The following is a 24,816-nucleotide window of genomic DNA, read 5'->3' on the forward strand; positions in this document are numbered from 1 at the left end:
TAGACTGACCGGCTACTCCGCAGCAATAAGGTCACTTGTCCGTTGATTTTCCGGCAAGGCCATATCGTGTTGCAGCTTGGCGCGCAGTTCGTCAATAGAACGGATACGTTTGATCTCGTCAAAACAGGCTTCACCCTGGGTGTGGCTTTTGCGGATCAGGGCCATCCATTGTTTGATACGCCCGGCCTGATGATTTTCCGACGCACCATCTGACGCCATCAGATCGCAATAGGCCAGCAACATGGACAGAACATCCGCCCAGCTTTCCTTGGGCAGGTGTGATCCGCCTTCAAATGCCTTGATCCGGTTGGCAAGGTCAGGGGCGGCAATGGCGCCCCTGCCGATCATAAAGCTGTCGCAGCCCGATATATCGCGGCATTTCTGATAATCCGCGACATCCCAAATCTCGCCATTGCCGGTCATGCCAATGGAAATGGCTTCGCGAATGCGCGCAAGATATTCCCAATGCGCCGGCGGTTTGTAGCCTTCCATCTTGGTACGCGCATGCACAGTCAGGTGCTGCGCGCCGCCGGCCTCAACCGCACGCGCAATATCAAGGAACATTTCCTTGTCGGAATAGCCAAGCCGGACCTTGGCACTGACCGGGATGTGATCCGGCACCGCACGGCGCACGGCCGAAACGATTTCATAAAGGTTTTCAGGACATTTCAAAAGCGACGCACCGGCTTCGCGCTTGTTCACGGTCTTGGACGGGCAGCCGAAATTGATATCAATGCCCGGCGCGCCAAGCTCAACCGCGACAACCGCGTTTTCGCCCATCAGTTCCGGGTCATGGCCCATTAGTTGAACCAGAACCGGCACACCCGAAAGGGTCTTGCCACCGTTCAAAAGTTCCGGGCAATAGCGATGAAACACATGTGCCGGAAACAGGTTCTGCGACACACGGATAAACTCGGTCACGCACAGGTCGAACCCGCCGGCAGCACTCAGCAATTGCCGAACCCGCCAGTCAACAAGTCCTTCCATCGGTGCCAGCACCAAGTGCGTCATCGGGTTTACCCAGTTTCAGAAAATCAGTTGGCGGGTTTTACCACAAACCGTCCAAACCTGTCGGTGAAAAATCACAGATCAGCCTTGCCGTCCTGCGAGGACCCTTGGTGAAATACGGCAGAAATAGCGCATTGCTGACACGGTTTCAGCGAAATTGGCGGCTAGCTTTGAACCATCAAAAACAACAATGAAAGGGCAACTTCATGCTCTATATCTTTGAAAGCGCGCTTGATGAAGTCGAAGCGGTCTCGCGCGAAGCCCGTGAAAAACTCTCCGGCCTTGAACAGGTTTTGCAATCAACCTCCGAAAGCATCCGGGTCCTTCAGGAACGTCTTGAACAGACAGCCGGTTGATAGTTTTGGATCATTCTTGATCCATGTCTTTGAAACGACACATCGGTTGGTCCATGCTGGGTGTTATGTTAACCAGCCTGAATGTTGCCGGTGCCCACGGTGCCGCAGTGACGTCGCCGATAGCAAAACAAGGAGGATTGCAGGATGCTGTATATCGTAGAAAAAGCCCTGGATGAGCTCGAGTCCGTGCCGACCGAAAAGCGCGAAGGCCTCAAGCATCTTGATCAGGAAATCAACGATGCGGTCGAGAAGCTCAAAATCCTGAAAGAAAAGCTGAAAGCGGCTGAAAACAAGTAAGCCAGCCACAGCGAAATGGTTTAAGAGGCCGCGCGTTTTGTGCGGCCTTTTGTTTTGCCTATTTCGCGGCGATCTTGATCAGGCCCAGCAATTCCTCGACCGCGGCGGTCGGGTTGGTAGTGCCCGATAAAACGTCAGCCTCAAGCGCCTGAATTCGGCTTGCCACGTCATCGCGCGCGGTAAAGGTTTCAAGCAACCGGTCACGCAGCATCGTCCACATCCAGTCATGTTGCTGGCGGGCACGCTTGGCGGTGAACTCGCCTTCCTTTTCCATCACAGCGCGGTGCTGGTTGATCAGATCCCAGATGTTATCAAGCCCGTCATTGATCAGCGCTGAAACCATCACCGATTGCGGCCGCCAATATTTGCTGGTGGGCTGCATGATTCGCAAAGCTGAGGAATACTCACGTTTTGCTTCACGCGCCTTTGCCGGGTCGGCATCGGCCTTGTTGACCGCAATCAGATCGGCAATTTCAAGCACACCCTTCTTGATGCCCTGAAGCTCATCCCCCGCACCGGGTAACATCAGGACAAGGAAGAAGTCGGTCATCTGCGCGACCATGGTTTCGCTTTGTCCGGCGCCAACGGTTTCGACCAGAACCACATCAAAACCGGCCGCCTCGCACAGAAGGATGGTTTCGCGCGTCATGCGATTGACCCCGCCCAGATACCCACTGCTGGGTGATGGGCGGATATAGGCATTGGGATCAATCGAAAGTTCGTTCATCCGGGTCTTGTCGCCCAAAATGGACCCGCCGGATCGTGCGCTGGTCGGATCAACCGCAAGCACGGCTACCTTTTTACCAGCCCTGGTCAGGTTTTTGCCAAACGCCTCGATAAAGGTCGATTTGCCAACACCGGGAACCCCGGTAATGCCGATGCGCTGCGATCCGCCCGTGTTGGGCATGAGTTCGGCCAGAACGGCTTGTGCCTGTTCGAAATGTTTGGGATTGCGGCTTTCAACCAGCGTAATCGCACGCGACAAAATGGTGCGATCACCGGCCAGAACACCCTTAACGATTTCATCGGTTGAAAGCACGCGTCTGCGCACGGCCTTGCGCGGGCTGACCGTGCCGCCCGAGCCTGCAGGTATGGTGCGCAGCGTTTCTTTCACCAGGCGTTCCTTGAATATGGCGCGTCTCACGCCAGCAAAGCGTTACGTCGGGTTGGAAGGAAGCGGCGATCAGGCCGCTTCCTCGCCAGACTGATTAAGCTTTTCTAGCAGGTCGCCAGCCGCTTCGGCAATGACCGTTCCGGGCGGGAAGATCGCCTCGGCCCCGGCTTCGAACAGTTTGTCGAAGTCCTGCGGCGGGATCACGCCGCCGGCAACAATCATGATGTCTTCACGGCCAAGCTTATCAAGTTCGGCCCGCAGCTGCGGCACAAGGGTCAGATGACCGGCGGCAAGCGAGCTTGCCCCCACGATATGAACATCGTTTTCCACTGCCTGTTTGGCGGCTTCTTCCGGGGTCTGGAACAGCGGGCCGATATCGACATCAAAGCCAAGATCGGCAAAGGCCGTTGCGATCACCTTCTGCCCACGATCATGACCATCCTGCCCCATCTTGGCGATCAGGATCCGCGGACGGCGGCCTTCATTGGCCTCAAACTGCGTGATCAGGCGATCAACCTTGGCCAGCGCTTCGTTATCAGCGCCGACCTCTGTTTTATAAACGCCGGAGATGGAGCGAATAACCGCCTGATGACGGCCATAGACCTTTTCAAGCGCATCGGAAATCTCGCCAACCGTACATTTGGCACGGGCCGCCTCGACAGCCAGTTCAAGCAGGTTACCATTGCCAGCATCGGCGGCATTGGTCAGCGCGGTCAGGGCACTTTCAACTGCTGCGTTGTCACGCTCCGCACGCAGACGTTCAAGCTTGGCGATCTGTTGACGACGGACTTCGGCGTTATCGACCTGAAGCACATCAACCGGGCGATCATCAGTCACACGGTATTTGTTCACACCGACCAAGGTTTGACGGCCGCTATCAATGCGGGCTTGCGTGCGGGCCGCAGCTTCTTCAATACGCATTTTAGGAATGCCGGCTTCAATCGCCTTGGCCATGCCGCCCTGTTCTTCGACCTCGGCGATATGGGCCCATGCCTTTTCCGCCAAATCTCGGGTCAGGCGTTCGACATAGTATGAACCACCCCACGGATCGATAACATTGGTGGTGCCGCTTTCCTGTTGCAGGAACAGCTGGGTGTTACGCGCAATCCGGGCCGAGAAATCGGTCGGCAGGGCCAATGCTTCGTCCAGTGCATTGGTATGCAGCGACTGGGTGTGGCCTTGGGTGGATGCCATGGCCTCAACACAGGTACGGATGACGTTGTTAAACACATCCTGTGCGGTCAATGACCAGCCCGACGTCTGGCTGTGGGTGCGCAGCGACAGCGATTTCGGGTTTTGCGGATCAAACTGTTTGATAAGCTTGGCCCAGATCATGCGGGCCGCGCGCATCTTGGCGATTTCCATGAAGAAGTTCATGCCAATCGCCCAGAAGAACGACAGACGCGGCGCGAATTTATCAATCGGAAGGCCTGCTGCCTGACCGGCACGGGCATATTCGATGCCATCGGCCAGGGTATAGGCGAGCTCAAGATCAGCCGTCGCACCGGCTTCCTGCATGTGATAGCCGGAAATCGAGATCGAGTTGAATTTCGGCATGTTTTGCGAGGTAAAGGCAAAGATGTCCGAAATGATCCGCATCGATGGTTTCGGCGGATAGATATAGGTGTTGCGCACCATGAACTCTTTCAGAATGTCATTCTGAATGGTGCCCGAAAGCTGTTCGTGCGCAACGCCCTGTTCTTCGGCTGCTGCGATATAAAGCGCCATCACCGGCAGAACCGCACCATTCATGGTCATGGAAACCGACATCTCATCAAGCGGGATGCCATCAAAAAGGGTGCGCATGTCATAGATGCTGTCAATCGCCACACCGGCCATGCCAACATCACCTGCGACGCGCGGATGATCGCTGTCATAGCCGCGATGGGTCGCCAGATCGAAGGCAATCGAAAGCCCCTTTTGCCCGGCGGCAAGGTTACGGCGATAAAACGCGTTCGATTCCTCGGCTGTCGAGAAACCGGCATATTGGCGGATTGTCCAGGGACGTTGCACATACATGGTCGGGTAGGGGCCGCGCAAAAACGGCGGCATGCCCGGCATGGTGTTCAGGTGATCAATGCCATCCAGATCCTTGGGCCCGTAGGATGATTTGACATCAATGCCTTCTGGCGTGGTCCAGGGCGTGCTTTCAAACGGGTCCTTGGCACCTGCGGACGCGCCATCAAACAGCGGAAGGTCGGAGAAATCAGGAATGCGGGTCATGGTTATTTCTCCCCCTGTTTGCCAAGAAGATGATCAAGTGCGGTACCGCAAATGGCAAGGACATCGGCCCCGACAAAAACAAACTCGTTAATGCCGGCTGCTTCGTAATCGGACCTGGCATCGCCCGGCTGGCCAGCAAGATAAACCATGCTTGCCCCCTTGGCTTTCAGCGCCTTGGCAACATCCGCTGCCATGTCGGCATATTGCGCGTCTGATCCGCAAATGATGGCGATTTTCGCCCCGCTGTTGCCAAAGGCGGTTGCAACATCATCGGCATTGGCAAAGCCGTTATTGGTGATCGCCTCGATCCCGCCTGCTTCAAAGAAGTTGCGCGCAAAGGTCGCGCGTGCCGTGTGCTGGGCAACCTTGCCAAGATTGGCCTGGAAGACCTGCGGGAAGGATCCGGTCTTTGCCTTATGCGCATCAGACCGTTTGCGAAGCGCTTCGTAACGTTCGGCAAGTCGATGGGCGGGCAGGGCGCCGATACATGTCGCGGCACTGGTGCCATAAAGATCGGTAAACATGTGCCCGATGGTGGCACCTGCGCGCGCGGCCTCAATCATGGCGCTCAGGCTTTTGCCGACCGTGCCATCAAATTTGGTCTGGCGGGCCTTGGCATCTGCAACGATTGCCTCAAGGTCCGGCTTTTCGCAGGTTACTTTGGCTTCTGTGATGTTGGGAAATTCCGACACACCGGTCAGCGGATTACGACGGGTCGACAGGCGGTTTTCACGCGCATTCCAAACGGTCTCGATCTCGGTCTTGAGACTGCCATTGGCAAGGGCACTTAGAATACCACCCGAAGATTCAAGCGACTGGAATTTCGTCCAGGCGGCCTTCGCCAGCTCCTTGGTCAGGTTTTCAATAAACCACGAACCACCAGCCGGATCGATGACCCGGTGCACGTTGCTTTCTTCCTGTAAAATCAGTTGGGTGTTGCGTGCAATACGGCGTGCAAAGCCATCTGGCAGGCCAATCAGATGATCATAAGGCAGGCAGGTCACACTGTCCGCACCACCCAGACCGGCGGCAAAGCTGGTGACCGTTGTGCGCAGCATATTGACCCACGGATCAACCTTGGTCAGGGCCATTTCGGCTGAAACCGCGTTGACCGTAATCGTCGCATCCTCGGCACCCGATGCCGAAAGGACGCGGCTCCACATCATGCGAAGGGCACGCAGCTTGGCGATCCCGGCAAAGAAGTCGGTGCCGATGGCAACGTTAAACACCATCGCACCCGCGGCCTGATCAACCGCCATCCCGGCATCGGTCAGGGCGCGCAAATAGGTCACCCCGCTTGCCAGCAGGCAGGCCAGTTCCTGACCATCGGTGGCCCCGGCATTGTAATAAGGTGCGCCATTCACTGAAATTGCGGTTGCCAGCGGGAACAGATCAATCAGCTCGACCGCAACGCTTGCCGCATGATCAACCGCATCCTGTGCGCCACAGGGCAGGGTGCCAGTGGACGCAAGGGTTCCGATCGGATCAATGTTAAAGGCCGGTGCGGCTTCGTCGGCACCATCGGTATTTGCGATATGGGCGGCCAGAAGTGCTGCGGCCGGAACACCTGCCGCCCCGGCATCAAGTCCGACGGTGGCAAGGTTGGTGTAAACATCCTCAAGCGCGGCATCGAGATCGGCCAGACAATGAATGGCAATACCGTCAACACCGACCTCGGCAGAACTGATTTCGCGCCCGGCACGGGCGGCGGCATCAAGTTTTAGCGTGATTGAGGTCGCCCCATTTTCAAGGTCCTCGAGGATCGCGGTATTGGTCGCCTTGGGATCGGGATGGGTATGAAGTTGACGGATGTCCCAACCGGTTACGGTTTCGCGCGGCTCGACCGTGGCATTAAGAACTTCGTGGATCAGCCGGGTCGCGTCATCCTGATCGTCATTTGTATAGATCGGCTGAACGGAAAAACCATCAAGCGTATTGGTGACAAGCTTCTTTTCGAACGGGGCCCCTTTAAGGGCCTCTTCGGCAAGCTTGCGCCAACTTGCGTAATCAGCAGATGGAAATTCGGATGCGAGCTTTAGCGGGTCGGACATGGTTTCTCCCGGCTTGGTGTGTCCCGTCCTTGATGCGACTCCATATGGGGTCTTCATATGGCGTCGGGCACGGAACGTTGCCAAATTCTATTCTACTACGGATTCCCAGTACCCGGTACACCCCGCCCGGCCCATTTCATGCCAAGAAAACACCATCGGTATTCTGACTCGCGAGAAAGCCTGCAAAAAGGCCGTCACGCTTACAGTTGCGGGGGCAGTTCCGGGCTTGGCCAAAGTGCGCTAAAGCACGGCCGCACCGGATTCCCGATCCTATTTTCCGGTCACATTCGCGACATGGCGGTTTATAGCACCTGTCCTTAATTCCGTAAATAGGCATGGAAATACCTATTTAGACGGATATCGACCCCGACAAATCAGGTTTCCGTAACGTTATGTCGGCGGAAACATTGGGGTTTTGCACGTCTGTTCGTGGTTTGCGCGCCGCATGGTTCCGATCCTTGCGGCCTTATACTTTCGCGGCACGGGTGCAAGATCAGGGTGAAGCCGGAACATTGCGTGGCAAAAATTTGGCGGGTTTAACCAATTTGACATTTTCGTCTGTCAGTTTGGACTTGTCCCAAAACTCGGAGTATCGCCATCCATGAACGCGCTCAGCGCCATGCCGTCGCAATTCTGTCCTGATGGACTGGTTGCGTTCGCCGACGACAGTCCCAGCGCCAAAGCAGCCCTTGAAACAGTGTTGCGTCGGGCAGGATATGACGTGGCCGGTTTTGATTGTGCCGATGATCTGATTGATCAGCTGGACGGGCTTTATCCCCGTGCCATCATCCTTGATATCGAAATGCCGGGTATGAGCGGCTTTGAAGCGTTCTGCGAAATTCGCCGCCGCTATCCCAACAGCCAAAACGTGCCGGTTTTCTTCTTCTCGGCCCATTATGATGCCGACACCCGCGCACAAGCCGATGCGCTTGGGGCGGCCGATTTCATCAGCAAGGACGCCAGCCCGAAAGTGGTGCTTGAGCAACTCAATCGGGTGCTGGGTCATTCCATCAGTGCCTGCTAGCGGTGCTGCCAGACCAGCCCTGCCTTGATCAATCCTGAACGGATCGCCACGCCCTGCCTTACGCAGGGCGTTGTTGTCTGTGGGTCCTGTGGGTCTCCTCGCCCAGGGAAATGATGCTGTCTGCAGCACCATGCACATGATAAAGCCGGTCTGTCGGCAAGGTGGTTGCCGGATCAATCGCAGGCTTCTTGGCGAGCCGATCATAGATCGGGGCGAGCGGCACATTCATCGCGTCAAACAACTGATCGTAACTTTCCAGAACGAAATAGGTTTTCTGGAAATCATCAATCGCATAATCCGTGCCCATGACGCGTTCAAGCTCGAACGCTACCCGGTTTGGTGTGGGATCGGTCACCGAATAGATGGTTTCGGTTTGCGATGACAACATGCCAGCCCCATAGGCGCGCAATCCATGCGGGGTCATGATCAGGCCAAACTCCACCATGTACCAATACATCCGCGCCAGCTGTTTCAGGCCGCCCATCGCAATGGCCTCTGGGCCCTTGGCGCCATAGGCTGCCAGATAGTCGGCAAAGGTCGGGTCATAGAGCATCGGCACATGACCAAAAAAGTCATGGAAGATGTCGGGTTCGACCAGATAATCCATTTCCTCGGGCTTGCGCAGCCACACCGTGACCGGGAACCGCCGATTGGCAAGATGGTCAAAAAACACATCATCAGGCACCAGCCCCGGAACAGCCACAAGATGCCAGCCGGTCGCCGCATGGAGCTTCTCGCTAACCCGGCCGAAATGCGGAATCTGATCCGCCGCATCAAGTTTCATCAGATTGCGAATGTAATCCTCGGCGGCATAACCGGCCAAAATGCGCGACTGGCGGTCATAAAGTTTGCGCCAAAGTTCGTGCTCGGCCTCGGTATATGTGCTCCAGTCCTGATCGATGGTGTAGTCGTCATTGATGTGGCTGTAATCACCACGCAGATCGTTTCCCTGATTCATGGCCGTCCTCTTTCGGGTTCTATTGCCGATTTACAAGGATCATTTTACATCAACTCTAATGTCATTTTCTGGCCAATAGGGCATCGAAATCGGCTATGATGTGCATATTGTGACCTTGTGTGTTTGATTTGGGGTTTAAAATGACCGACGTGACGCTAAGTGCGACCGATATCCGCATCCTGCAGGCCCTGCAAAAGGACGCCGCCATCAGCAATGTTCAACTGGCTGAAATGGTCGGCATGTCGCCATCGCCGTGTTTGCGTCGGGTCAAACAGCTTGAGGCATCCGGGGTGATCAAACGTCAGGTCGCCCTTCTGGATCGCAAGAAACTCGGCTTTGGGGTGCTGGCGACCATTCAGGTCCGCTTGCAAAGCCATACCGAACAAGGGGCGGAGGATTTCGCCCGCGCGATGAATGATCTTCCGGAAATCCTGTCCTGCTGGGCGATGACGGGACGGCAGGATTTTCTGCTGGTGTCTGTGGCACGCGATATCGAAAGCTTTGGCGATTTTGTTACCCATCAGTTGCTTTCAATGCCCAATGTGCGCGATGTGCAATCCAGTCTGGTTTTAAAGGAATACAAGAACCTGACAGCCATACCGTTGCCGAAAGGCGGTTAAAGGTATCGGAAAGACGTATGCGGGGCCGGGTGCAAATGCACCCGGCCCAGTCTTTGGTGGCAGTCGCAATCAGGTGCCGAGACCACCCGCGATATTGATGGTCTCGCCAGTGATGTACCCGGCATGCGGACCAGCAAAAAAGGCGATGGTTTCAGAAACTTCCTCCAACGTAGCAATACTTCGGATCGGATGCATATCGAGAAGCGCATCCGGGATGTCATCCCCAAGGACTTCAGTTGCCATCTCTGTTGGCATCACACCGGGCTGAATGACATTCACCGTGATGTTGCGTCCACCGAGATCGCGGGCAACACCCTTGGCATAGCCGACAAGGGCAGCTTTGGTTCCAGCATAATCAGCAGCGCCGGCAAATGGAACGTAACTACCAAGCAATGAGCCGATAAAGATGATGCGGCCACCGTTGGAAAGCCTGGGTGCGGCCGCACGGGTATTGGCGATCGTTCCCATGACATTGACCTGCCACTGACGGTTATAATTTTCGCCATCAAGTTCGGGATCATCCACCGACTGTCCCTGTATGGCGATGCCTGCATTATTCACAAGAATGTCGAGTTTGCCGAATTCGGCAATCACGGCGTCAATCAACGGCTTGGCAGAGGCCAGATCGGATTGATCGCTTTTGATGGCGATCGCGCGAACGCCTTTTGATCCGAGCCTATTGACGACGGCCTTGGCCTTTTCGTCAGAGGACGCATAGCTGATGGCAACATCTGCGCCAAGATCGGCAAGCTTTTCAGCTGTTGCCGCGCCGAGGCCACGAGAACCACCCGTGACAAGAGCAACTTTTCCGCTGAGAACTGCGGTCATGATAAAACCTTTCTGTGTGAGGAAACTGGTCGCAGAATTCGGCGACCAATATTTCATAACGATCATTACGATAATGCTAGTTATGAAAACTGGACATGACCTGTCAAGTGGTTTAGTAACGGTCGTTACGAAAAAGAAGGATCGGTTTGATGGGACGTCATCGCGAATTTGATGTGGAAAAGGTACTTGACGCTGCACTGCGCGTTTTCTGGCGTAAAGGCTACGAGGGCGCGTCTTATGCCGATCTGACAGAAGCGACCGGTGTGGAACGCCCGGCCCTTTATTCCGCGTTTGGTAATAAAGAAGCCCTGTTTCGTAAGGCGCTGGACCGCTACTACGAGCACTATCTTGATTTCATTCCGGTTGCGCTCGACCGCCCGACGGCGCGGGAAGTTGCCGCCCACATTCTTTATCAGGCCGCTGAGCTGCATACGCGCTATGCCGACCATACGGGCTGTCTTGGCATCAATGGTGTTCTTGCCGGATCAGACGATGCTGAGGCTGTGCGAAAAGCACTGATTGATGCCCGCGCAGAGGGCGAGGCAATGCTTCGCAAGCGATTCGAAAAGGCAAAGACCGAGGGTGACTTGCCAGCATCTACTGATGCTGCGGCGCTTGCGTCATTCGTTCTCACCGTCCTGCATGGCATGGCCGTGCAGGCCAAGGCAGGCTTCAGCCGCGAACGCCTCGAACGTATTGCCGATCAGGCACTTTGCGCCTGGCCGCAAGCATGACGCTACCTCTATTCATCGTGATCTTGCGACAATCAACGCTCTGCCCTGACAGGGTGTTTTTTATATCTGCGAAGGCTGGTCTTGCTTGCCTTCACGCCCATATTTCGGGCATAGCATGATCAGGGTTCATACCTCGGTCGACCCCAAGTCCATCCAGCCCCGGAGCTTCGCGAAATGCCTCAGTCCCCAGTGCCCCTTGCCGCCAACCCGATCCTTGCAGAAGCCACACGCGGCGATATGGTCGAAAGTTTCCATCGCGGGCGCTACGTCGTGATGACGTCTGACGGGACAGTGGTTGATCAGGGGGGCGATATTGATGCGCTGATGTATCCGCGATCGGCGATCAAACCGCTTCTGGCCATTCCGTTTGTTGAAAGCGGCGCGGTAGAGGCCTTCGGGCTTGAGGACAAACACATTGCCCTTGCCTGTTCATCGCATAATGGCGAGGAAGAACACGCCCAAACCGTAAAGGCGTGGTTGGAGAAGATCGGTCTTTCGGTCGATACGCTGGAATGCGCCCCGCATTATTCACTCAGCCTGAATGCAGCGATTAAACAGGCGTCTGATCATGTGAGCCTGACGAAGGCGCACAACAATTGCTCTGGCAAGCATTCCGGGTTCCTGTCGACCGCGCAGCAGTTGGGCGAAGATCCGAGCGGCTATATCGAAGAATCCCATCCGGTTCAGCAACGCCTGATCAAGGTGTTGGAAGAAATGGGGGATTGCGATCTGTCTTCGACCCCGCGCGGTATTGATGGATGTGGCATTCCGGTGATTGGCATGCGGTTGCGTGATCTGGGCCTTGCCATGGCGCGGATGGCAGATCCGGTGGGCCTTGATGCCAAACGTATTGATGCGATCAAGCGCATCCGCAAGGGCTGTGCAAATGCGCCCTTCATGGTTGCCGGAACCGGGCGTTTTTGCACCGGTATCATGGAAGAATGCGGTGAAGATGCACTGGTCAAGGTCGGCGCAGAGGGGGTCTATTGCGCGGCCTTCCCCAAACAGGGGCTTGGTGTGGCGCTTAAGATCGATGATGGCACCCAGCGCGGGGCAGAGGTTGCGATGGGCGCGATCCTGCGCAAACATGGCGTGATTGATGACGCCAAGGCAGAGGTCCTTAAAAAATACCTGACCCCGGTTCTGACCAACTGGGCGGGCAAATATGCCGGGGACTTGCGCCCGGCCTTCTGATCAAAACGGGGAATAGATGCAAAGCATTGCGGCCTATATCTTTGCGGCGATTGCCGAAATTGCCGGGTGTTTTGCCTTCTGGGCCTGGCTTCGGTCCGGGAAATCGATCCTTTGGGTCGTGCCGGGTGTGGCATCCCTGATTGTCTTTGCCTGGCTTCTGACCCGGGTTGAGGCCGACTTTGCCGGGCGGGCCTATGCGGCCTATGGCGGGGTTTACATCACGGCATCAATCTTCTGGATGTGGGTGGTTGAACGCACCACCCCCGACCGCTGGGATGTAACCGGATTGCTGGTTTGCCTTTTGGGGGCCGGGATCATCCTGTTTGCCCCGCGTTAGGTCTTGGTTTTTTCGGATTTTGCGTCGGACTTTTTGCCGGTGCGGTCTTCGGCGGGCAGAAGTACGCGGAAAGTCGTTCCCTTTCCCATGTCGGTTTCAAACCAGATGCGCCCGCCGTGACGCACCGTGACGATGTCATGGGTGATCGAAAGTCCCTGTCCTGTGCCCTTGCCAACTTCCTTGGTGGTAAAGAACGGGTTGAACACCTTTGACCTGTTTTCCTTGGCAATGCCGGTTCCGTTGTCGGAAATCGAAATCAGGATGCTGTCATCAAGCGACGTGGTCTTGACCGTGATGTGACCTTCATCGGGTTTGCGCCCGGCCGCCTGAATGGCCTGTGCCGCGTTGACGATCAGGTTGAGGAAGACCTGATTGACCTCGTTGATGTGGCAGGGAATATGCGGGATTTCCGGATCGAATTCTTCGGTGATGTCGGCATTGTGTTTCCATTCATTGCGTGAAATCACAATCACGTTCGACAGGACCCGGTTGATGTCGGTGGTGGTTTTTTCCGTCCCGCCGGGGTGGGAGAATTCCTTCATCGACAGGACAATTCGCGCCACCTGATTAATGCCATCAAGGGATTGTTGGGTGGCATGCGGGATTTCCTCAAGCAGGAATTCAAGATCGGAATCACGCATTTGTCGGGCGAAATCCTCAAACGTATTGGGCGGCAAATTTGCGCGGTTTTTCCACAGGGTCTGCAAGGCGAGACCAAGCATGCGTGACAGCGCCCCGTAACTGTCATTAAGGAACTTCAGGTTATCGCGGATATACTGGCTGGGCGTATTAATTTCATGGGCAATGCCGCCAGCAAGATGGCCAATCGCCTCAAGCTTAAGGGCCTCGCGCAGGTCTTCTTCAAGCTTCTTTTGCGCGACTTCCGCGTTCTTGCGTCGGGTGATGTCGCGGAAAATGTAAAGATAACTCATCTCGGAGGCGAAATTGGCCGGACTTACGATGATTTCCATCGGAAAGCTGTCGCCATCAAGGCGCTGCGCCATGGTTTCGGTATAGTCATATTTCAGCACACCACTGCTGATATTGATGCAGCGGTTCAAAAGCTTGTGGCGCACGGTTGCCTTGCGATCAATGAACATCACATCGACCGAAGTGCCCAACAGCTCATCGCCGGTTGCGCGCAGGATTTCGGCGGCTGATTTGTTGAAGTCCTGGATCATGCCGGTGGCATCAATGATCAGGATCCCCTCGACAACGCTATCAAGAATGGTCTTGAGCCGCTGCATGGTTTCGAGCTTGCGGCGCTTCTGTTCCCCCATCAGTGCCAGGAAGTGGGCGCGAACGTCTTCTGGCGCATCAATTTCCTTGGCTGCCTCAAGCAGATCCGCCCCAGATGTCAGATCGGATGTGCCACTCAGGATCTTGGTGTCGTGCAGGTTTTCAATCTTTTCAGACATCAGGCCCCTCCGCCCCCGGCAACCTGGTCATGCCCGCCGCGCCGGACACGAATGGGTTCATGAAACTGGTGAAGTTCCTGAAAAACGCGCAGCCGCTGGATCTGAATTTCGGAAACGTAATTGCCATGGGTCAGCAAGATATGCCCGTCGCGCGTTTCGATATCGGTCAGCAGGAAATCCCCGATCCGCAGGTTCTTGAGGTAAATGTCATGCTCCGTGCCGGTCGGATAGGCAACTTTGTCGTAGGACGGGTCTTCCTGGGCAAGGATCGCCTCGATCTGGTTTAGCAGTTCCGGGTCATAGCGTTCAGGCTTGTGGCGCAACTCGTCAAAGTGCTGTTTGACGACAAGATCACTTTCGACAATTTTGCCAAGGTCGTTGAAAATTCGAAGGACCCGCGCACCCAACGGAATTTCCGTGCCAAGCGGGCCTTCGGCCGGGAAGCCCGATCCGTCAAAATTGCGGTTTTGCAGATAGACAATACCGGCAACTTGTTCCAGCCGCGGGATATTGGAAATCAGTTTGCGTGCCACCTCGGGCGTGCGACGGACCACATCTCGTTCAAGCGGCTGAAGCGGCTTTTCATCGCCAAGACGGGCAAGGATTTCCGGCGGCAGGGAGACATAGCCAATGGGCGCCAGCAACGCGGCCAACCCCAACTCCCACGGATGCGGGTAGCCGATCTGTTTGGCAATGGTATCGCACCAAAGCTTGGCGCGCATGGCCTTGCCAAAAATCGCTGGATTTAGCTGTGCCAGCACTTCGGTCAGGACCTTCACACTGCCTGCCAGGGTCTGTTCGATCAGCGCCTTTTCTGCAGTGATCAACTGATATTGGCGCAAGCCCGCCTTAACACCGGCAATCAGGTCCTCGTCCTCGCACGGCTTGTTGAAAAAGCGGAAAATATGCCCCCGGTTGATTGCTTCGACCGCGGTATGCTGGTCGGCATTGCCGGTCAGCATCATGTTGACCGTGTCGGGGCTGAGTGTGGCAACCTCGGCCAGTAGCTTCACACCGTCCATGTCGGGCATGCGCATGTCGGCAACACAAACCGCATATTTGTTGCCCGCCTTGATTTTCTCAAGCGCCTGAAGCGGGCCGACCGCCGTGTCGAAATCGAACTTGCCGCGCAGCTTGCGCTTAAGTCCCATCAACAGGTTTTCATCGTCATCAACGAAGAGTACAGGGGGATTCTGTGTCATCATCTCTCTCCCTTACATGTCCATTTCGCGGTATTTTTCTTCGACCACGCGGGCAATTTCGCGCCAGACCGGCAACCGGTCGGCTTTTCCCAGACGTTCAAGGTATTCAAGGTCAATGCGGCTTTCGGGGGCCTGGCCGGTGCGGCTTTCAATGGCGACTTCGCGTGCCAGGTGCTGGGCGATATAGATTGCGCTAAGCGCGTTCATTTCGGTATGCCGCGTGTCTTGCGGGCGATGGTGATAGGCAACCGTTTGCACCATGGCGCTTGGAAAACCCCACAGACCCAAAAGGTACGCACCAATTTCCGGGTGGGCTGCGCCAAACTGATCACGTTCGGCAACGTTAATCGGAATATCTTCGGTTTCGACACGCTTGATGACCTCGGCCATTTCATTGGCGCGATAGGCATAAAGGATCAAACTACCCGTATGGCTCAGCATGCCTACAGCGGCCATGACACTGATCACTTCCTTCGAAAGCTTTTCCTGCTCGGCGATCAAGGTGGCGACAACGCCAAGTTGCTGGCTGCGTTTGCACAGTTGCATCATCCGCGTGACCGCCGGCTTGGGGCCGTCAAAACTGCGAAACAGACCGATAAACAGGGCAAGCGCCTTAAGTGTATCGACGCCAATCATGCGGATGGCTTGCGAGACAGATGTGATTTTCTGGCTAACCGCAAAATAGGCCGAGTTGGTCAGCTTCAGGATCTCGGCGGTTAACGCAATGTCCGAGGCCACGATGGCCGTAAGCTGCTCGTTGCTGGTCAGCGGATTTTCCAGTGCCTTGACAAGGTTGGTATAGGTTATCGGCGGGGAGGCAAGTGCATCAATCCCGCCAACAAGTGCACGCAGGTCCGGATTGGTCAGAAGGTTACGGAGATCAAGCGCATTCTCGATGGTTTCGACCAGCATCTGATCATCACACGGTTTGGCCAGATACTGATGCGCCGGGCCAACCGTGCGCAGGATTGCCTCTTCCTCGGCAAAACCCGACAGAATGATACGCGCGCTATGCGGGTGTTTTTCCTGCATCATGGTCAAAAGTTCTGCGCCATCGGTTCCGGGCATGCGCATGTCGGAAACGACGACATCCGGTTCCATTTCGGCAGCCTTCGCCAAGGCGCTTTCCGCGTCATGCGCGAAATGCAGCTCCCAGCCGGACCGGACCGAGCGTAACCGGCGACGCAAACCATCCAGAATATTTTTGTCATCATCGACAAAAAGGATGACGCTCATTTTCACCTCATGCGTGTGCTCCATGGTCTATACATGGGGCCTGCAAAGGATCTTTGATAGTCCGCATATGTGGAGGGTCGTGTCCTTTTTGCCCCTTTTTCCTGAAGACGGAGCACATCAGGACACGTGATCTAGTTGTTGGTCAGTTCGCGGTATTTGCCGGACACAACAGCCGCAATATTGGTCCATTCTTCGATGTGGCTCTGCTTGCCGATCTGGGCGAGATATTCCTGATCGATCGTGCTTTCGACCGTCCTTCCGGCATCACGATCGGCAATTTCACGTGTCAGATGTTGCGCAACATAGATCGCGGTCAAGGCGGTCATTTCCCGGTGCGGTAAATCCATTGGCCGATGATGATAGGCAACCGCCTGAATGACAGGTGCCGGGAAACCCCACAGTCCCAACAAATAGGCACCGATTTCGGCATGTCCGGCCCCGAATTGTTCGGCCTCCGCCTGATCAATTGAAATCCCTTCTTTTTCAACACGGTCAATGACCGCCTGCATCTCATCAGGGCGCTTGGTATAAAGGATCAACGTCCCAATGTGACTAAGCATCCCGATGGATGGCACAGCATGGCAAATTTCACGCGGAAGCCGTTCATATTCGGCAATCAGGGCCGCGGTAACGCCAATCTGCTGGGAGCGGTGGCACAGGCGTTTAAGATTGGCTGCCTGACTGGCCGGGCCGTCAAAGCCGCGATACAGCCCGACAAAAAGGGCAAGCGCCTTAAGCGTTTCCATCCCCAGCATCCTGACCGCATGCGCGACCGACGAAACATTCTGCGTCACTGCGAAATAGGACGAGTTGGTCAGTTTCAAAACTTCGGTGGTCAGCGCGATATCGGACTCAACAATTTTGCTGATGGTATCAAGCGCGTAATTCGGGTTCGAAAAGGCCGTTTCCAGACGCATATAGGTGTCGGGTGGCGAGGCGAGGCTCTTGGAACCAGCGACAAGGGTTCTAAGTTCGGGGCTTCGCAATAACTGACGCAGACCCAGTGCGTTTTCAATACTGTCGACCAGGGTTTCATGATCGCAGGGTTTGCTCAGAAACTGGTGTGCCGGGCCGATGGTGCGCAGATAAGATGCGTTGTCGGCATGACCGGTCAGAATGATACGTACGGCATCGGGATGGGTTTTCTGCAAGGTTTCAAGCAAGGTCACACCGTCCATGCCAGGCATCTGGATGTCTGAAACGATGACGTCGAGATCCTTGTTTTCGGCAAGTTCGATGGCCTCAGATCCGCTATTGGCGAAATAAAGGTTCCACTCGGGACGGGTGCTGCGCAGACGTCGGCGCAATCCGTTCAGGATGTTGGCATCATCATCAACAAACAGAATGTGGTGCATTTTACCCGCTTCTTCTTAAATACATTTTGCAGATGGGGGTGGGCGGAACCCCATACAAGATCGCAATATCACAGGCCGGTTCCCTGCGTGGTCCGGCCCATATATGGCGCTGCCGTTGCAAACACATTGCCCCGCAATATTGATCGCACGATTGTCAGATCCGCAACAGGGCGCAAGAAAACCATGCAACGCGATAAGTATTGTGTAATCATATATTTATGCCAGTGAACCAGGGGCTGAATTGTCATGTTTTGTCAGAATGTTCACTGTCATTGACGGGTATACTTTATAAGAATTCTTGGAACCGCGGCGTCCATGCGCTGTTTCCGATTGATCGGGGGTACCACCCACCAGATGACAACACGCACCGAACTGGTTGATGCAATCAAAAAGCATCAGCTCTTTGTCATGAAGCAGCCCGGCGGTCGGCGATTGCAGCTCCGCAATGGCAACCTGTCGCGCATCAAGATGAGCAAGATCAGTCTTGAAGATGCGGTGCTTCCCGGTGCCAATTTCATCCAGGCCCAGATTCAGGATGTCAAATTTGATTTCTGTGATCTGTTCGGAACCAACTTTGTCGAGGCCAATCTCGAAGGTTCAAGCTTCATGCGCGCCGACTTGCGCGGCGCCAACATGGCGCGTGCCAAACTGCGCAATGCCAACCTGACGGGGGCCGATCTTCGATCCGGTGTGATGGTGATTGTCGATGCCGGACGCGAAAAAAAGGTCAAACGACAAACAGATCTGACCAACGCAGACCTTCAGGGATCGGTGATGTCCGGAGCCAACCTGGCCGAAAGCAACATGTCGGGTGCCAGGCTTGCCGATGCGGATCTGAGCGACGCCAACATGTTTGCCGTTAACCTTGCCGGCGCGGATCTTTCGGGCTGCAACCTGTCGGGCGCAAAGCTCAAGAACGCGAACCTCAAGGGTGCAAAGCTCAAGGATACGCTTTTGCTTGGCACGGACTTGTCGGGTGCCAATCTGCGCAATGTTGATCTGGCGAATGTTGATCTGTCGCAGGCCAATACGTCAAACTCGATTGGCAGCAAGGCGGCAACGCCGTTGCCCGATGATATTCGCATCTTGCTCAATGCCCATACCGAGTGGCTGACAAGTGGCGGCATATCGGGCGCACGCCTTGATGTGACCGGTCGTGATCTGACCGAACTTGATTTCACCGGGTTTGATCTTTCGGCGGCATGTTTTGATGATTGCATCCTGCGCGGTGTTTTGCTGGTCGATACCATTCTGGTCATGGCATCGATGCGCAATGCCGATTTGTCCCGCGCCCGACTGAGCGGGTCGATCATGAACGGTGTACGGATGTCCTATGCCAACTGCACCAAGGCCGTGCTTCAGGGCGTCAAGTTCGGTGGCGTCGAACAACGTGATGCCAAGGGACAAAAAACGGGCGAGGTCTGGCGCGCAGACCTTCATGCAACGGACTTTTCACACGCTGACCTTCGAAACTCGGTTTTCGATGAGCCCCACATGAAGGGGGCCAAGCTTTGCAAGGCCAATATTTCCGGTGTTGCCTTTGGTGAAACGGACTTAAGCGACGTCGATCTTGACGGTACCAACACCGGCTCGATTCTGACCGGAATCATCCCCGGTAAGGTTTAGGATCCAACCCTGTCAGGGTGCGGATTCACTAAGCGTTCGGATAGTTTTTCCCACTTTTTAAAGACTTAAACCGTCCCAATGTCGAGCAATGTCTTAAACAAATTGCGTTGCGGGGAAAGTGCGTCATTCTATAATCCAGAATAATAAGAATCTAATTTAGAATCTCTGGGGTTTTCTACTGAATGTCATCGCGTTCGGAATTGATTGATTCAATCAAAAAGCATCAACTTTATCTCAATCAAAAGCCCGGCGGCGTGCGCATGCAAAAGCGCAACTGCAATCTTTCCCGCATCAAAATGAGCAAGATCAGCCTGAAAGAGGCGGTATTGCCCGGTGCAAACTTCATCCAGGCATCGGCACGCGACGTTTGTTTCGATTTCTGTGACCTGTTTGGCGCAAACTTTGTTGAGGCCGACCTCGAAAATTCGACCTTTGAACGCGCCGATCTGCGTGGGGCCAATATGGCACGGTCCAGTTTGCGCAATGCCAACCTGAACGGCATTGATCTGCGCGCAGGCATCATGGTGGTCCTTGAAGGGGCTCGTGAACGCACGGTCAAACGCGAAACCGACATGTCAAATACCGACCTCGAAGGTGCGATGATGTGGGGGGCCAATATGGCCGGTGCCAACATGTCCGGATCGCGCCTTGCACACACGGATATGAGTGACGCCAACATGTTTGCCGTCAACCTCGAAGGCGCTGATCTGACCGGGTGCAAGATGAATGGCGCAAAGCTTCGCAATGCCAACCTCAAGGGGGCGAAGCTTGCGGGGACGGAACTTGTCGGTGCGGATCTGAGCGGTGCGAACCTGCGCAATGTCGACTTGCAGGATGTCGATTTGTCGCAGGCTAATACATCCTACTCAATCGGTGGCGGTACACCGACGGCCCCGCTGGTTGATGATATTCGCGAACTTGTAAACGGCCATAGCACGTGGCTGGCAACCGGCGGCAAAACCGGCATGCCAATGATTGCTGCCGGTCGCGATTTGTCGGGCATGGACTTTTCGGGCATGGACCTGTCCGGGGCCGTCTTTGACAAATGCATCCTGCGCGGCACGCTTTTTGTCGATACCATTCTTGCCATGTGTTCGATGCGCGAAGCCGACATGCATAAAATCCGCATGAATGGTGCTGTGCTCGATGGTGTGCGCATGGCCGGATCGGACTGTAGCGAGGGCGTGTTTCAGGGCGTTCACTTTGGCGGTGTCGATCAGCGCGACAAGAAGGGTGAAAAGACCGGCGTCGTCTGGAACGCGGATCTTTCGGATGTCAATTTCGAACAGGCTGATTTGCGCAACTCGGTATTTGACGAAGCCAAGATGAAGGGCGCCAATCTGACCAAGGCAAACGTTGCCGGCGTCGCCTTTGGCGCCACGGATCTGAGCGAAACCGAACTTGAAGGTGCCAATGTTGGCCTGATCCTTAACGGCTATATTCCCGGCAAGAGATAACCTCTGCCGATCACGGCCCAAAACGCAAAACGCCGCCCTCAGTGAAGGCGGCGTTTTTTTAGTGCGCAGGACTATGATCGCCTAGCTGCGGTAATCCGCATTGATCGAGATATAGCCATGTGTCAGGTCACAGGTCCAAACCGTTGCCGCACCATCGCCAAAGCCAAGATCGGCATCAATGTCGATATACTGGCCCTTGATGTGGGCCTCGACCGGGCCCTCGTCATAATCGGCAACACGTTCACCGTTCTTGGCCAACGTAATGCCACCGATTGCAACGCTCAGCTTGTTCGGATCCGCGGTTACACCGCATTTGCCAACAGCCATGACGATACGGCCCCAGTTGGCGTCTTCACCGGCAATCGCGGTTTTGACAAGCGGGGAGTTGGCAATGGCCTTCGCGGCAGTTTTGGCTTCTTTTTCGTTCACGGCACCGGTGACTTTGACGGTGATGAATTTCGAAGCGCCCTCGCCATCGCGAACGATCTGATGGGCAAGATCACGCAGTACGTCTTCAAATGCCGCCTTGAACGCGGCAAGTTCCGGATCGTTGACGTCGCTAATCGTGGCATTGCCCGCCTTGCCGGTGGCAGCTACCAGAAGCGTGTCCGATGTCGACGTGTCGCTATCAACCGTGATCGCGTTGAAACTGCGATTGTTGCAATCGGCCAGAATGGCTTGCAGCACATTGTGCGGCAGGGCGGCATCGGTAAACACAAAGCTTAACATGGTTGCCATGTTCGGCTCGATCATGCCCGATCCCTTGGCGATACCGGCAATGGTCACGGTCTTGCCATTGATAGTCGCTTTGGCTGACGCGCCCTTGGGGAAGGTATCTGTTGTCATGATGGCCTTGGCGGCATCAAGCCAGCCAGCCTCATTGGCCAGAAGATCGCCCAGTGCATCGGTGATGCGGTTGGCCGTGGTCGGCTCGCCAATCACGCCGGTCGATGCGGTAAAGATTTCGGTTTTTGCACAGCCAAGCGCCTTGGACGCGGCTTCGACCTTGTCAGCAACGAACTTTTCGCCAGCCTTGCCGGTAAAGGCGACCGAGTTACCTGCATTGACAAAAAAGGCACGTGCCGTACCACCCTTAAGCGCCTCACGTCCCCAGCGGACCGCCGCCGAAGCGGTGGTCGACGTGGTGAAGACACCGGCAACCTGCGTGCCTGGCTCGAGTTCGGCCAGCAGCACATCCGGGCGCCCCTTATAGCGAATGCCAAGGGTTGCGGTATGCAGTTTAACGCCAGCAATCGCCGGAAGGTCTGGGAATGCCGCGGGGGCAAGCGGTGAAATGGCAGTCGCAACCATCAGTGCAGTTTCCTTTATTGGATAAGTCGGTCCATCCTGCCGCAATGGCGACGAAAAGCAAGCGGCAGAATGAATTTACGCGATCAAATGATGTGTAAAAAACGGGGCGAAGCCAATGGCTGCACCCCGTTTTCGAATTCTCTAAGGCCAGACGCGATCAATCGATGCTGACCGCGACGTTTGCGGGATTATTCCGCCGGCTTTTCCTTGGCGGCTTCTTCTGCTGCCTTCGCGGCTTCGATTTCGACATAGTTGACGATTTCGGCATCAGAACGCAGGTCTTCGACAAGTGCGTTAAACGCATCGCGGCTGATTTCGGCCACCAGCTGCTGACGGACTTCGTCAAGCGACGGCTGGGTGCCTTCTTTTTTCTCTTCAACCTTGATCACGTGCCAGCCGAACTGGGTCTGAACCGGCTCGCTCGAATAGGTGCCCGGTTCCATGGCAAAGGCTGCCTCGGCGAACGGTGCAACCATGTCGGCACGGTTAAAGAAGCCAAGATCACCACCGTTCGGGCCGGACGGGCCGGTCGATTTTTCTTTGGCGAGTTCGACGAAGTCCGCACCATCGTCAAGTTCTGCGATGATGGCTTTTGCGTCTTCTTCGCTTTCAAGCAGGATATGGCGGGCGTGAACCTGCGGCTCCGGCTCGTTGGTTTTGATGAATTCTTCGTATTTTGCTTCGATCGCATCATCGGTGATCGCATCACTGAGCGCACGATCCAGATAGGTTTCCGCGATCAGGCGGCGCTCAAGGGCTGCGATCTGTGCTTTGACTTCCTCGTCATCAGCCAGACCAGCTTCGCTACCGGCATCCATCAGCAGGCGCTGATTGATTTCACGGGTCAGAAGGTCCGCCTTAAGCATGTCAAACGGAAGCTGGCGATACTGTTGCGGCAGGCCCTGCTGGGTTGCGCGGACTTCTGATTCAAGAATGTCCTCACCATTGACCGTCGCCAGCACCGGGTCTTCTGCCGGTGCAGCGTCCTGTGCCATGGCAGGGGATGCGAAAATGACGGTTGCCAGGGACGCAGCAAGAAGGGATTTGCGCAGCATAGTTTCTCCAGACTTTGATTTCAGATGGGCTTATGCCCAATGCCTCTGCCCACGGGTAAAACACATAAGTTGTGCCTGCACAAGGCTTCGCCGTGGATGTCGCACCTTTTGGCAAAGCTTTCTGTCTAAAATGTGAAGAAGCTAAATTTGCGTGTCAGCATGTTGTGATGTGTATCTTTGCGCTGACGCGCGCATCACCCGCAAGGCGGGCAATGCTCGGACGACAGTTATGTGAAATTTTGACACGGTTGGGACTGTTCAGGCCCGAACGTCAAACAGCACTTCACCGACCATGCCTTGTGACCCGTCTGTGCGGGTGAAACCCGATTTGGCAACCAGATCCCCGCCGATCAGGCGTTCATCCAATGGTGTGATCAGGGTCAGCGAGATCGATTTGATTCCCTCGCTTGCCAAGCTGCTCTGGCTTCCATCGGCACGTAGTAGAACGAGCGAGCTGAACACAGCATCACTTTCGTCAATCACGCCATCCCGGTTGTCGTCATATTTGGCCAGCTCGGCAAAGCCGTCTTTGGCCCCGTTTTGATCGCCAAACAGTTCGGTACCGTCGTTGATTTCACCATCGCCATTGCGATCAAGCGCTAACAACGCATCCCCGCCACTGACCCAGGCGGTTTGATCAAGCGATCCATCACCATCAATGTCAAACTTTGCACCGTCTTCAAGACTGGTGATGTCGATGCCATTGCCATCCAGATCAAGGATCAACGGATCCTTCTGAAACGCTTGCGCGATTTCAACCCGGATCATTTCGATATGGGCTTTGAACTCGGAGACGGAAATATCGATTTTCCCGGCGGTCTTGGCAAACCGTGTTTCAATCGATGAGAAATCGATCGCGACCTGGCGGGAACTAACCGACACCTGCCCAAGATTAACCTTGGCTTTGCCGTGCGACATGCTGACCGCCAGATCATGAACGGAGTCAACACCGCCGGTGCCACCAGTATTGGCAAGTTTCAGGTCACCCGGATCACCACCCGTCATGGCGTTGGCCATCGCGCGCGCCTTGGCTGGCGGAATGCCCATCATCGCAAGAACGATGAAAGCCTCGCGGTTCAGGCGCGTCTGGGCATCATCTAATGCGGGTTTCAGCCCCTTATAGATTTCAAGCACATCGATCTCGAATTCCAGAACGGGATGCTGGAACGACCCCATTGCTTGTTCGATGCGTTGGTTGGCTTCGATACTGAGATCAATCTGGTCAATGATGGCGCGTTGCTGGGACAGTTCGCCATCGTGATTTCCAGCGGCATCCGAATTGACGGCACCATTTGTCGCGGCACGTGACGCGGCAAGGGCCGCTGCATTCTGGGCAGCGGTCGGATTTGAGAGTGTTGAGGAATCAAACATACAGCACCTCCTTCCTGAAGGGCTGCGGGATGCCGGTCACG

The 24,816-nt window shown here is 55.4% G+C and carries 22 protein-coding genes and 1 riboswitch; of the genes, 9 read left to right on the forward strand and 13 right to left on the reverse strand.

The features are described 5' to 3' along the window. Positions 1-12: 12 nt before the first annotated feature. The gene (locus tag WBY09_RS03555; RefSeq protein WP_286792822.1) at positions 13-1,011 is read right to left on the reverse strand and encodes a tRNA dihydrouridine synthase; all 999 of its coding nucleotides are present in this window, start codon (positions 1,009-1,011) and stop codon (positions 13-15) included. Positions 1,012-1,214: 203 nt separating this feature from the next. Between WBY09_RS03555 and WBY09_RS03560 the strand changes: the two genes are divergently transcribed. Together WBY09_RS03560 and WBY09_RS03565 are read left to right on the forward strand one after the other, a co-directional pair. Further along, complete coding sequence (locus WBY09_RS03560) at positions 1,215-1,364, forward strand: hypothetical protein (RefSeq protein ID WP_157097702.1); 150 nt, start codon at positions 1,215-1,217, stop codon at positions 1,362-1,364. Positions 1,365-1,508: 144 nt separating this feature from the next. Beyond that, positions 1,509-1,661, forward strand: a complete 153-nt coding sequence (locus WBY09_RS03565; protein WP_157097701.1) for a hypothetical protein — start codon at positions 1,509-1,511, stop codon at positions 1,659-1,661. Between the two features lie 58 nt (positions 1,662-1,719). On the opposite strand, the gene meaB is transcribed toward WBY09_RS03565, so the two are convergent. The 3 genes from meaB to WBY09_RS03580 form a co-directional block, all read right to left on the reverse strand. Next, a complete protein-coding gene (meaB, locus tag WBY09_RS03570) occupies positions 1,720-2,775 on the reverse strand; it encodes a methylmalonyl Co-A mutase-associated GTPase MeaB (protein WP_286792823.1) in 1,056 nt (351 codons plus the stop codon). A 69-nt stretch (positions 2,776-2,844) separates the two neighbouring features. Next, positions 2,845-4,998 (reverse strand): methylmalonyl-CoA mutase, encoded by a 2,154-nt coding sequence (gene scpA, locus WBY09_RS03575; RefSeq protein ID WP_336232013.1) that lies wholly within the window; start codon positions 4,996-4,998, stop codon positions 2,845-2,847. Between the two features lie 2 nt (positions 4,999-5,000). Further along, positions 5,001-7,049 (reverse strand): methylmalonyl-CoA mutase family protein, encoded by a 2,049-nt coding sequence (locus tag WBY09_RS03580; RefSeq protein WP_336232015.1) that lies wholly within the window; start codon positions 7,047-7,049, stop codon positions 5,001-5,003. Positions 7,050-7,185: 136 nt separating this feature from the next. Then, a riboswitch (cobalamin riboswitch) is annotated at positions 7,186-7,364 on the reverse strand. Positions 7,365-7,650: 286 nt separating this feature from the next. On the opposite strand from WBY09_RS03580, the gene WBY09_RS03585 reads away from it, so the two are divergent. Then, positions 7,651-8,073: a response regulator gene (locus WBY09_RS03585; RefSeq protein ID WP_008888386.1), complete on the forward strand. Its 423-nt coding sequence runs from the start codon at positions 7,651-7,653 to the stop codon at positions 8,071-8,073. A 58-nt stretch (positions 8,074-8,131) separates the two neighbouring features. Here WBY09_RS03585 and phhA read toward each other — a convergent pair whose 3' ends face one another. Continuing rightward, complete coding sequence (phhA, locus tag WBY09_RS03590; protein WP_197146096.1) at positions 8,132-9,031, reverse strand: phenylalanine 4-monooxygenase; 900 nt, start codon at positions 9,029-9,031, stop codon at positions 8,132-8,134. Between the two features lie 140 nt (positions 9,032-9,171). Here phhA and WBY09_RS03595 point away from each other — a divergent pair, with 140 nt between their 5' ends. Beyond that, on the forward strand, positions 9,172-9,651 hold the full coding sequence (locus tag WBY09_RS03595) for an Lrp/AsnC family transcriptional regulator (protein WP_197146095.1): 480 nt from the start codon (positions 9,172-9,174) through the stop codon (positions 9,649-9,651). A 69-nt stretch (positions 9,652-9,720) separates the two neighbouring features. Here WBY09_RS03595 and WBY09_RS03600 read toward each other — a convergent pair whose 3' ends face one another. Continuing rightward, the gene (locus tag WBY09_RS03600; RefSeq protein ID WP_336232017.1) at positions 9,721-10,479 is read right to left on the reverse strand and encodes an SDR family NAD(P)-dependent oxidoreductase; all 759 of its coding nucleotides are present in this window, start codon (positions 10,477-10,479) and stop codon (positions 9,721-9,723) included. 149 nt (positions 10,480-10,628) lie between these two features. Here WBY09_RS03600 and WBY09_RS03605 point away from each other — a divergent pair, with 149 nt between their 5' ends. From WBY09_RS03605 to WBY09_RS03615, 3 genes are all read left to right on the forward strand, one after another. Next, positions 10,629-11,213, forward strand: a complete 585-nt coding sequence (locus tag WBY09_RS03605) for a TetR/AcrR family transcriptional regulator (RefSeq protein WP_197146093.1) — start codon at positions 10,629-10,631, stop codon at positions 11,211-11,213. A gap of 174 nt (positions 11,214-11,387) precedes the next feature. Further along, positions 11,388-12,407 (forward strand): asparaginase, encoded by a 1,020-nt coding sequence (locus WBY09_RS03610; RefSeq protein WP_197146092.1) that lies wholly within the window; start codon positions 11,388-11,390, stop codon positions 12,405-12,407. 16 nt (positions 12,408-12,423) lie between these two features. Next, entirely contained in the window at positions 12,424-12,744 is a 321-nt protein-coding gene (locus WBY09_RS03615; RefSeq protein WP_120224147.1) for a YnfA family protein, read from the forward strand. Here the strand turns inward: WBY09_RS03615 and WBY09_RS03620 are convergent. From WBY09_RS03620 to WBY09_RS03635, 4 genes are all read right to left on the reverse strand, one after another. After that, on the reverse strand, positions 12,741-14,162 hold the full coding sequence (locus WBY09_RS03620; protein ID WP_197146091.1) for a two-component system sensor histidine kinase NtrB: 1,422 nt from the start codon (positions 14,160-14,162) through the stop codon (positions 12,741-12,743). The two genes, WBY09_RS03615 and WBY09_RS03620, sit on opposite strands and share 4 nt — an antisense overlap. Next, on the reverse strand, positions 14,162-15,364 hold the full coding sequence (locus tag WBY09_RS03625; RefSeq protein WP_197146090.1) for an HD domain-containing phosphohydrolase: 1,203 nt from the start codon (positions 15,362-15,364) through the stop codon (positions 14,162-14,164). Before WBY09_RS03625 ends, WBY09_RS03620 begins: the two co-directional genes overlap by 1 nt. A gap of 12 nt (positions 15,365-15,376) precedes the next feature. After that, positions 15,377-16,600 carry a response regulator gene (locus tag WBY09_RS03630; RefSeq protein WP_336232018.1) on the reverse strand — a complete coding sequence of 408 codons (1,224 nt, stop codon included), beginning with the start codon at positions 16,598-16,600 and terminating at the stop codon, positions 15,377-15,379. Positions 16,601-16,731: 131 nt separating this feature from the next. Continuing rightward, positions 16,732-17,955, reverse strand: coding sequence for a response regulator (locus WBY09_RS03635; RefSeq protein WP_064779906.1), 1,224 nt, complete (start codon positions 17,953-17,955; stop codon positions 16,732-16,734). A 354-nt stretch (positions 17,956-18,309) separates the two neighbouring features. Here WBY09_RS03635 and WBY09_RS03640 point away from each other — a divergent pair, with 354 nt between their 5' ends. Together WBY09_RS03640 and WBY09_RS03645 are read left to right on the forward strand one after the other, a co-directional pair. After that, entirely contained in the window at positions 18,310-19,581 is a 1,272-nt protein-coding gene (locus tag WBY09_RS03640; RefSeq protein WP_064780030.1) for a pentapeptide repeat-containing protein, read from the forward strand. Positions 19,582-19,763: 182 nt separating this feature from the next. Continuing rightward, a complete protein-coding gene (locus WBY09_RS03645) occupies positions 19,764-21,038 on the forward strand; it encodes a pentapeptide repeat-containing protein (RefSeq protein WP_008888376.1) in 1,275 nt (424 codons plus the stop codon). Positions 21,039-21,119: 81 nt separating this feature from the next. On the opposite strand, the gene argJ is transcribed toward WBY09_RS03645, so the two are convergent. From argJ to WBY09_RS03660, 3 genes are all read right to left on the reverse strand, one after another. Further along, positions 21,120-22,349, reverse strand: a complete 1,230-nt coding sequence (gene argJ / locus WBY09_RS03650; protein ID WP_336232019.1) for a bifunctional glutamate N-acetyltransferase/amino-acid acetyltransferase ArgJ — start codon at positions 22,347-22,349, stop codon at positions 21,120-21,122. Between the two features lie 188 nt (positions 22,350-22,537). Beyond that, positions 22,538-23,404, reverse strand: coding sequence for a peptidylprolyl isomerase (locus tag WBY09_RS03655; RefSeq protein ID WP_008888374.1), 867 nt, complete (start codon positions 23,402-23,404; stop codon positions 22,538-22,540). Between the two features lie 258 nt (positions 23,405-23,662). Beyond that, the gene (locus WBY09_RS03660) at positions 23,663-24,775 is read right to left on the reverse strand and encodes a hypothetical protein (protein WP_336232020.1); all 1,113 of its coding nucleotides are present in this window, start codon (positions 24,773-24,775) and stop codon (positions 23,663-23,665) included. Positions 24,776-24,816: the final 41 nt, after the last annotated feature.

The organism is Thalassospira sp. CH_XMU1458 (assembly GCF_037027205.1).
Taxonomy (GTDB): Bacteria; Pseudomonadota; Alphaproteobacteria; order Rhodospirillales; family Thalassospiraceae; genus Thalassospira; species Thalassospira tepidiphila.

Coding starts and splice junctions, on each gene's coding strand:
- WBY09_RS03555 (WP_286792822.1), bottom strand. CDS start 1,011: ATGACGCACTTGGTGCTGGCACCGATGGAAGGACTTGTTGACTGGCGG.
- WBY09_RS03560 (WP_157097702.1), top strand. CDS start 1,215: ATGCTCTATATCTTTGAAAGCGCGCTTGATGAAGTCGAAGCGGTCTCG.
- WBY09_RS03565 (WP_157097701.1), top strand. CDS start 1,509: ATGCTGTATATCGTAGAAAAAGCCCTGGATGAGCTCGAGTCCGTGCCG.
- scpA (WP_336232013.1), bottom strand. CDS start 4,998: ATGACCCGCATTCCTGATTTCTCCGACCTTCCGCTGTTTGATGGCGCG.
- WBY09_RS03580 (WP_336232015.1), bottom strand. CDS start 7,049: ATGTCCGACCCGCTAAAGCTCGCATCCGAATTTCCATCTGCTGATTAC.
- WBY09_RS03585 (WP_008888386.1), top strand. CDS start 7,651: ATGAACGCGCTCAGCGCCATGCCGTCGCAATTCTGTCCTGATGGACTG.
- phhA (WP_197146096.1), bottom strand. CDS start 9,031: ATGAATCAGGGAAACGATCTGCGTGGTGATTACAGCCACATCAATGAC.
- WBY09_RS03595 (WP_197146095.1), top strand. CDS start 9,172: ATGACCGACGTGACGCTAAGTGCGACCGATATCCGCATCCTGCAGGCC.
- WBY09_RS03600 (WP_336232017.1), bottom strand. CDS start 10,479: ATGACCGCAGTTCTCAGCGGAAAAGTTGCTCTTGTCACGGGTGGTTCT.
- WBY09_RS03605 (WP_197146093.1), top strand. CDS start 10,629: ATGGGACGTCATCGCGAATTTGATGTGGAAAAGGTACTTGACGCTGCA.
- WBY09_RS03610 (WP_197146092.1), top strand. CDS start 11,388: ATGCCTCAGTCCCCAGTGCCCCTTGCCGCCAACCCGATCCTTGCAGAA.
- WBY09_RS03615 (WP_120224147.1), top strand. CDS start 12,424: ATGCAAAGCATTGCGGCCTATATCTTTGCGGCGATTGCCGAAATTGCC.
- WBY09_RS03620 (WP_197146091.1), bottom strand. CDS start 14,162: ATGTCTGAAAAGATTGAAAACCTGCACGACACCAAGATCCTGAGTGGC.
- WBY09_RS03625 (WP_197146090.1), bottom strand. CDS start 15,364: ATGACACAGAATCCCCCTGTACTCTTCGTTGATGACGATGAAAACCTG.
- WBY09_RS03630 (WP_336232018.1), bottom strand. CDS start 16,600: ATGAGCGTCATCCTTTTTGTCGATGATGACAAAAATATTCTGGATGGT.
- WBY09_RS03635 (WP_064779906.1), bottom strand. CDS start 17,955: ATGCACCACATTCTGTTTGTTGATGATGATGCCAACATCCTGAACGGA.
- WBY09_RS03640 (WP_064780030.1), top strand. CDS start 18,310: ATGACAACACGCACCGAACTGGTTGATGCAATCAAAAAGCATCAGCTC.
- WBY09_RS03645 (WP_008888376.1), top strand. CDS start 19,764: ATGTCATCGCGTTCGGAATTGATTGATTCAATCAAAAAGCATCAACTT.
- argJ (WP_336232019.1), bottom strand. CDS start 22,349: ATGGTTGCGACTGCCATTTCACCGCTTGCCCCCGCGGCATTCCCAGAC.
- WBY09_RS03655 (WP_008888374.1), bottom strand. CDS start 23,404: ATGCTGCGCAAATCCCTTCTTGCTGCGTCCCTGGCAACCGTCATTTTC.
- WBY09_RS03660 (WP_336232020.1), bottom strand. CDS start 24,775: ATGTTTGATTCCTCAACACTCTCAAATCCGACCGCTGCCCAGAATGCA.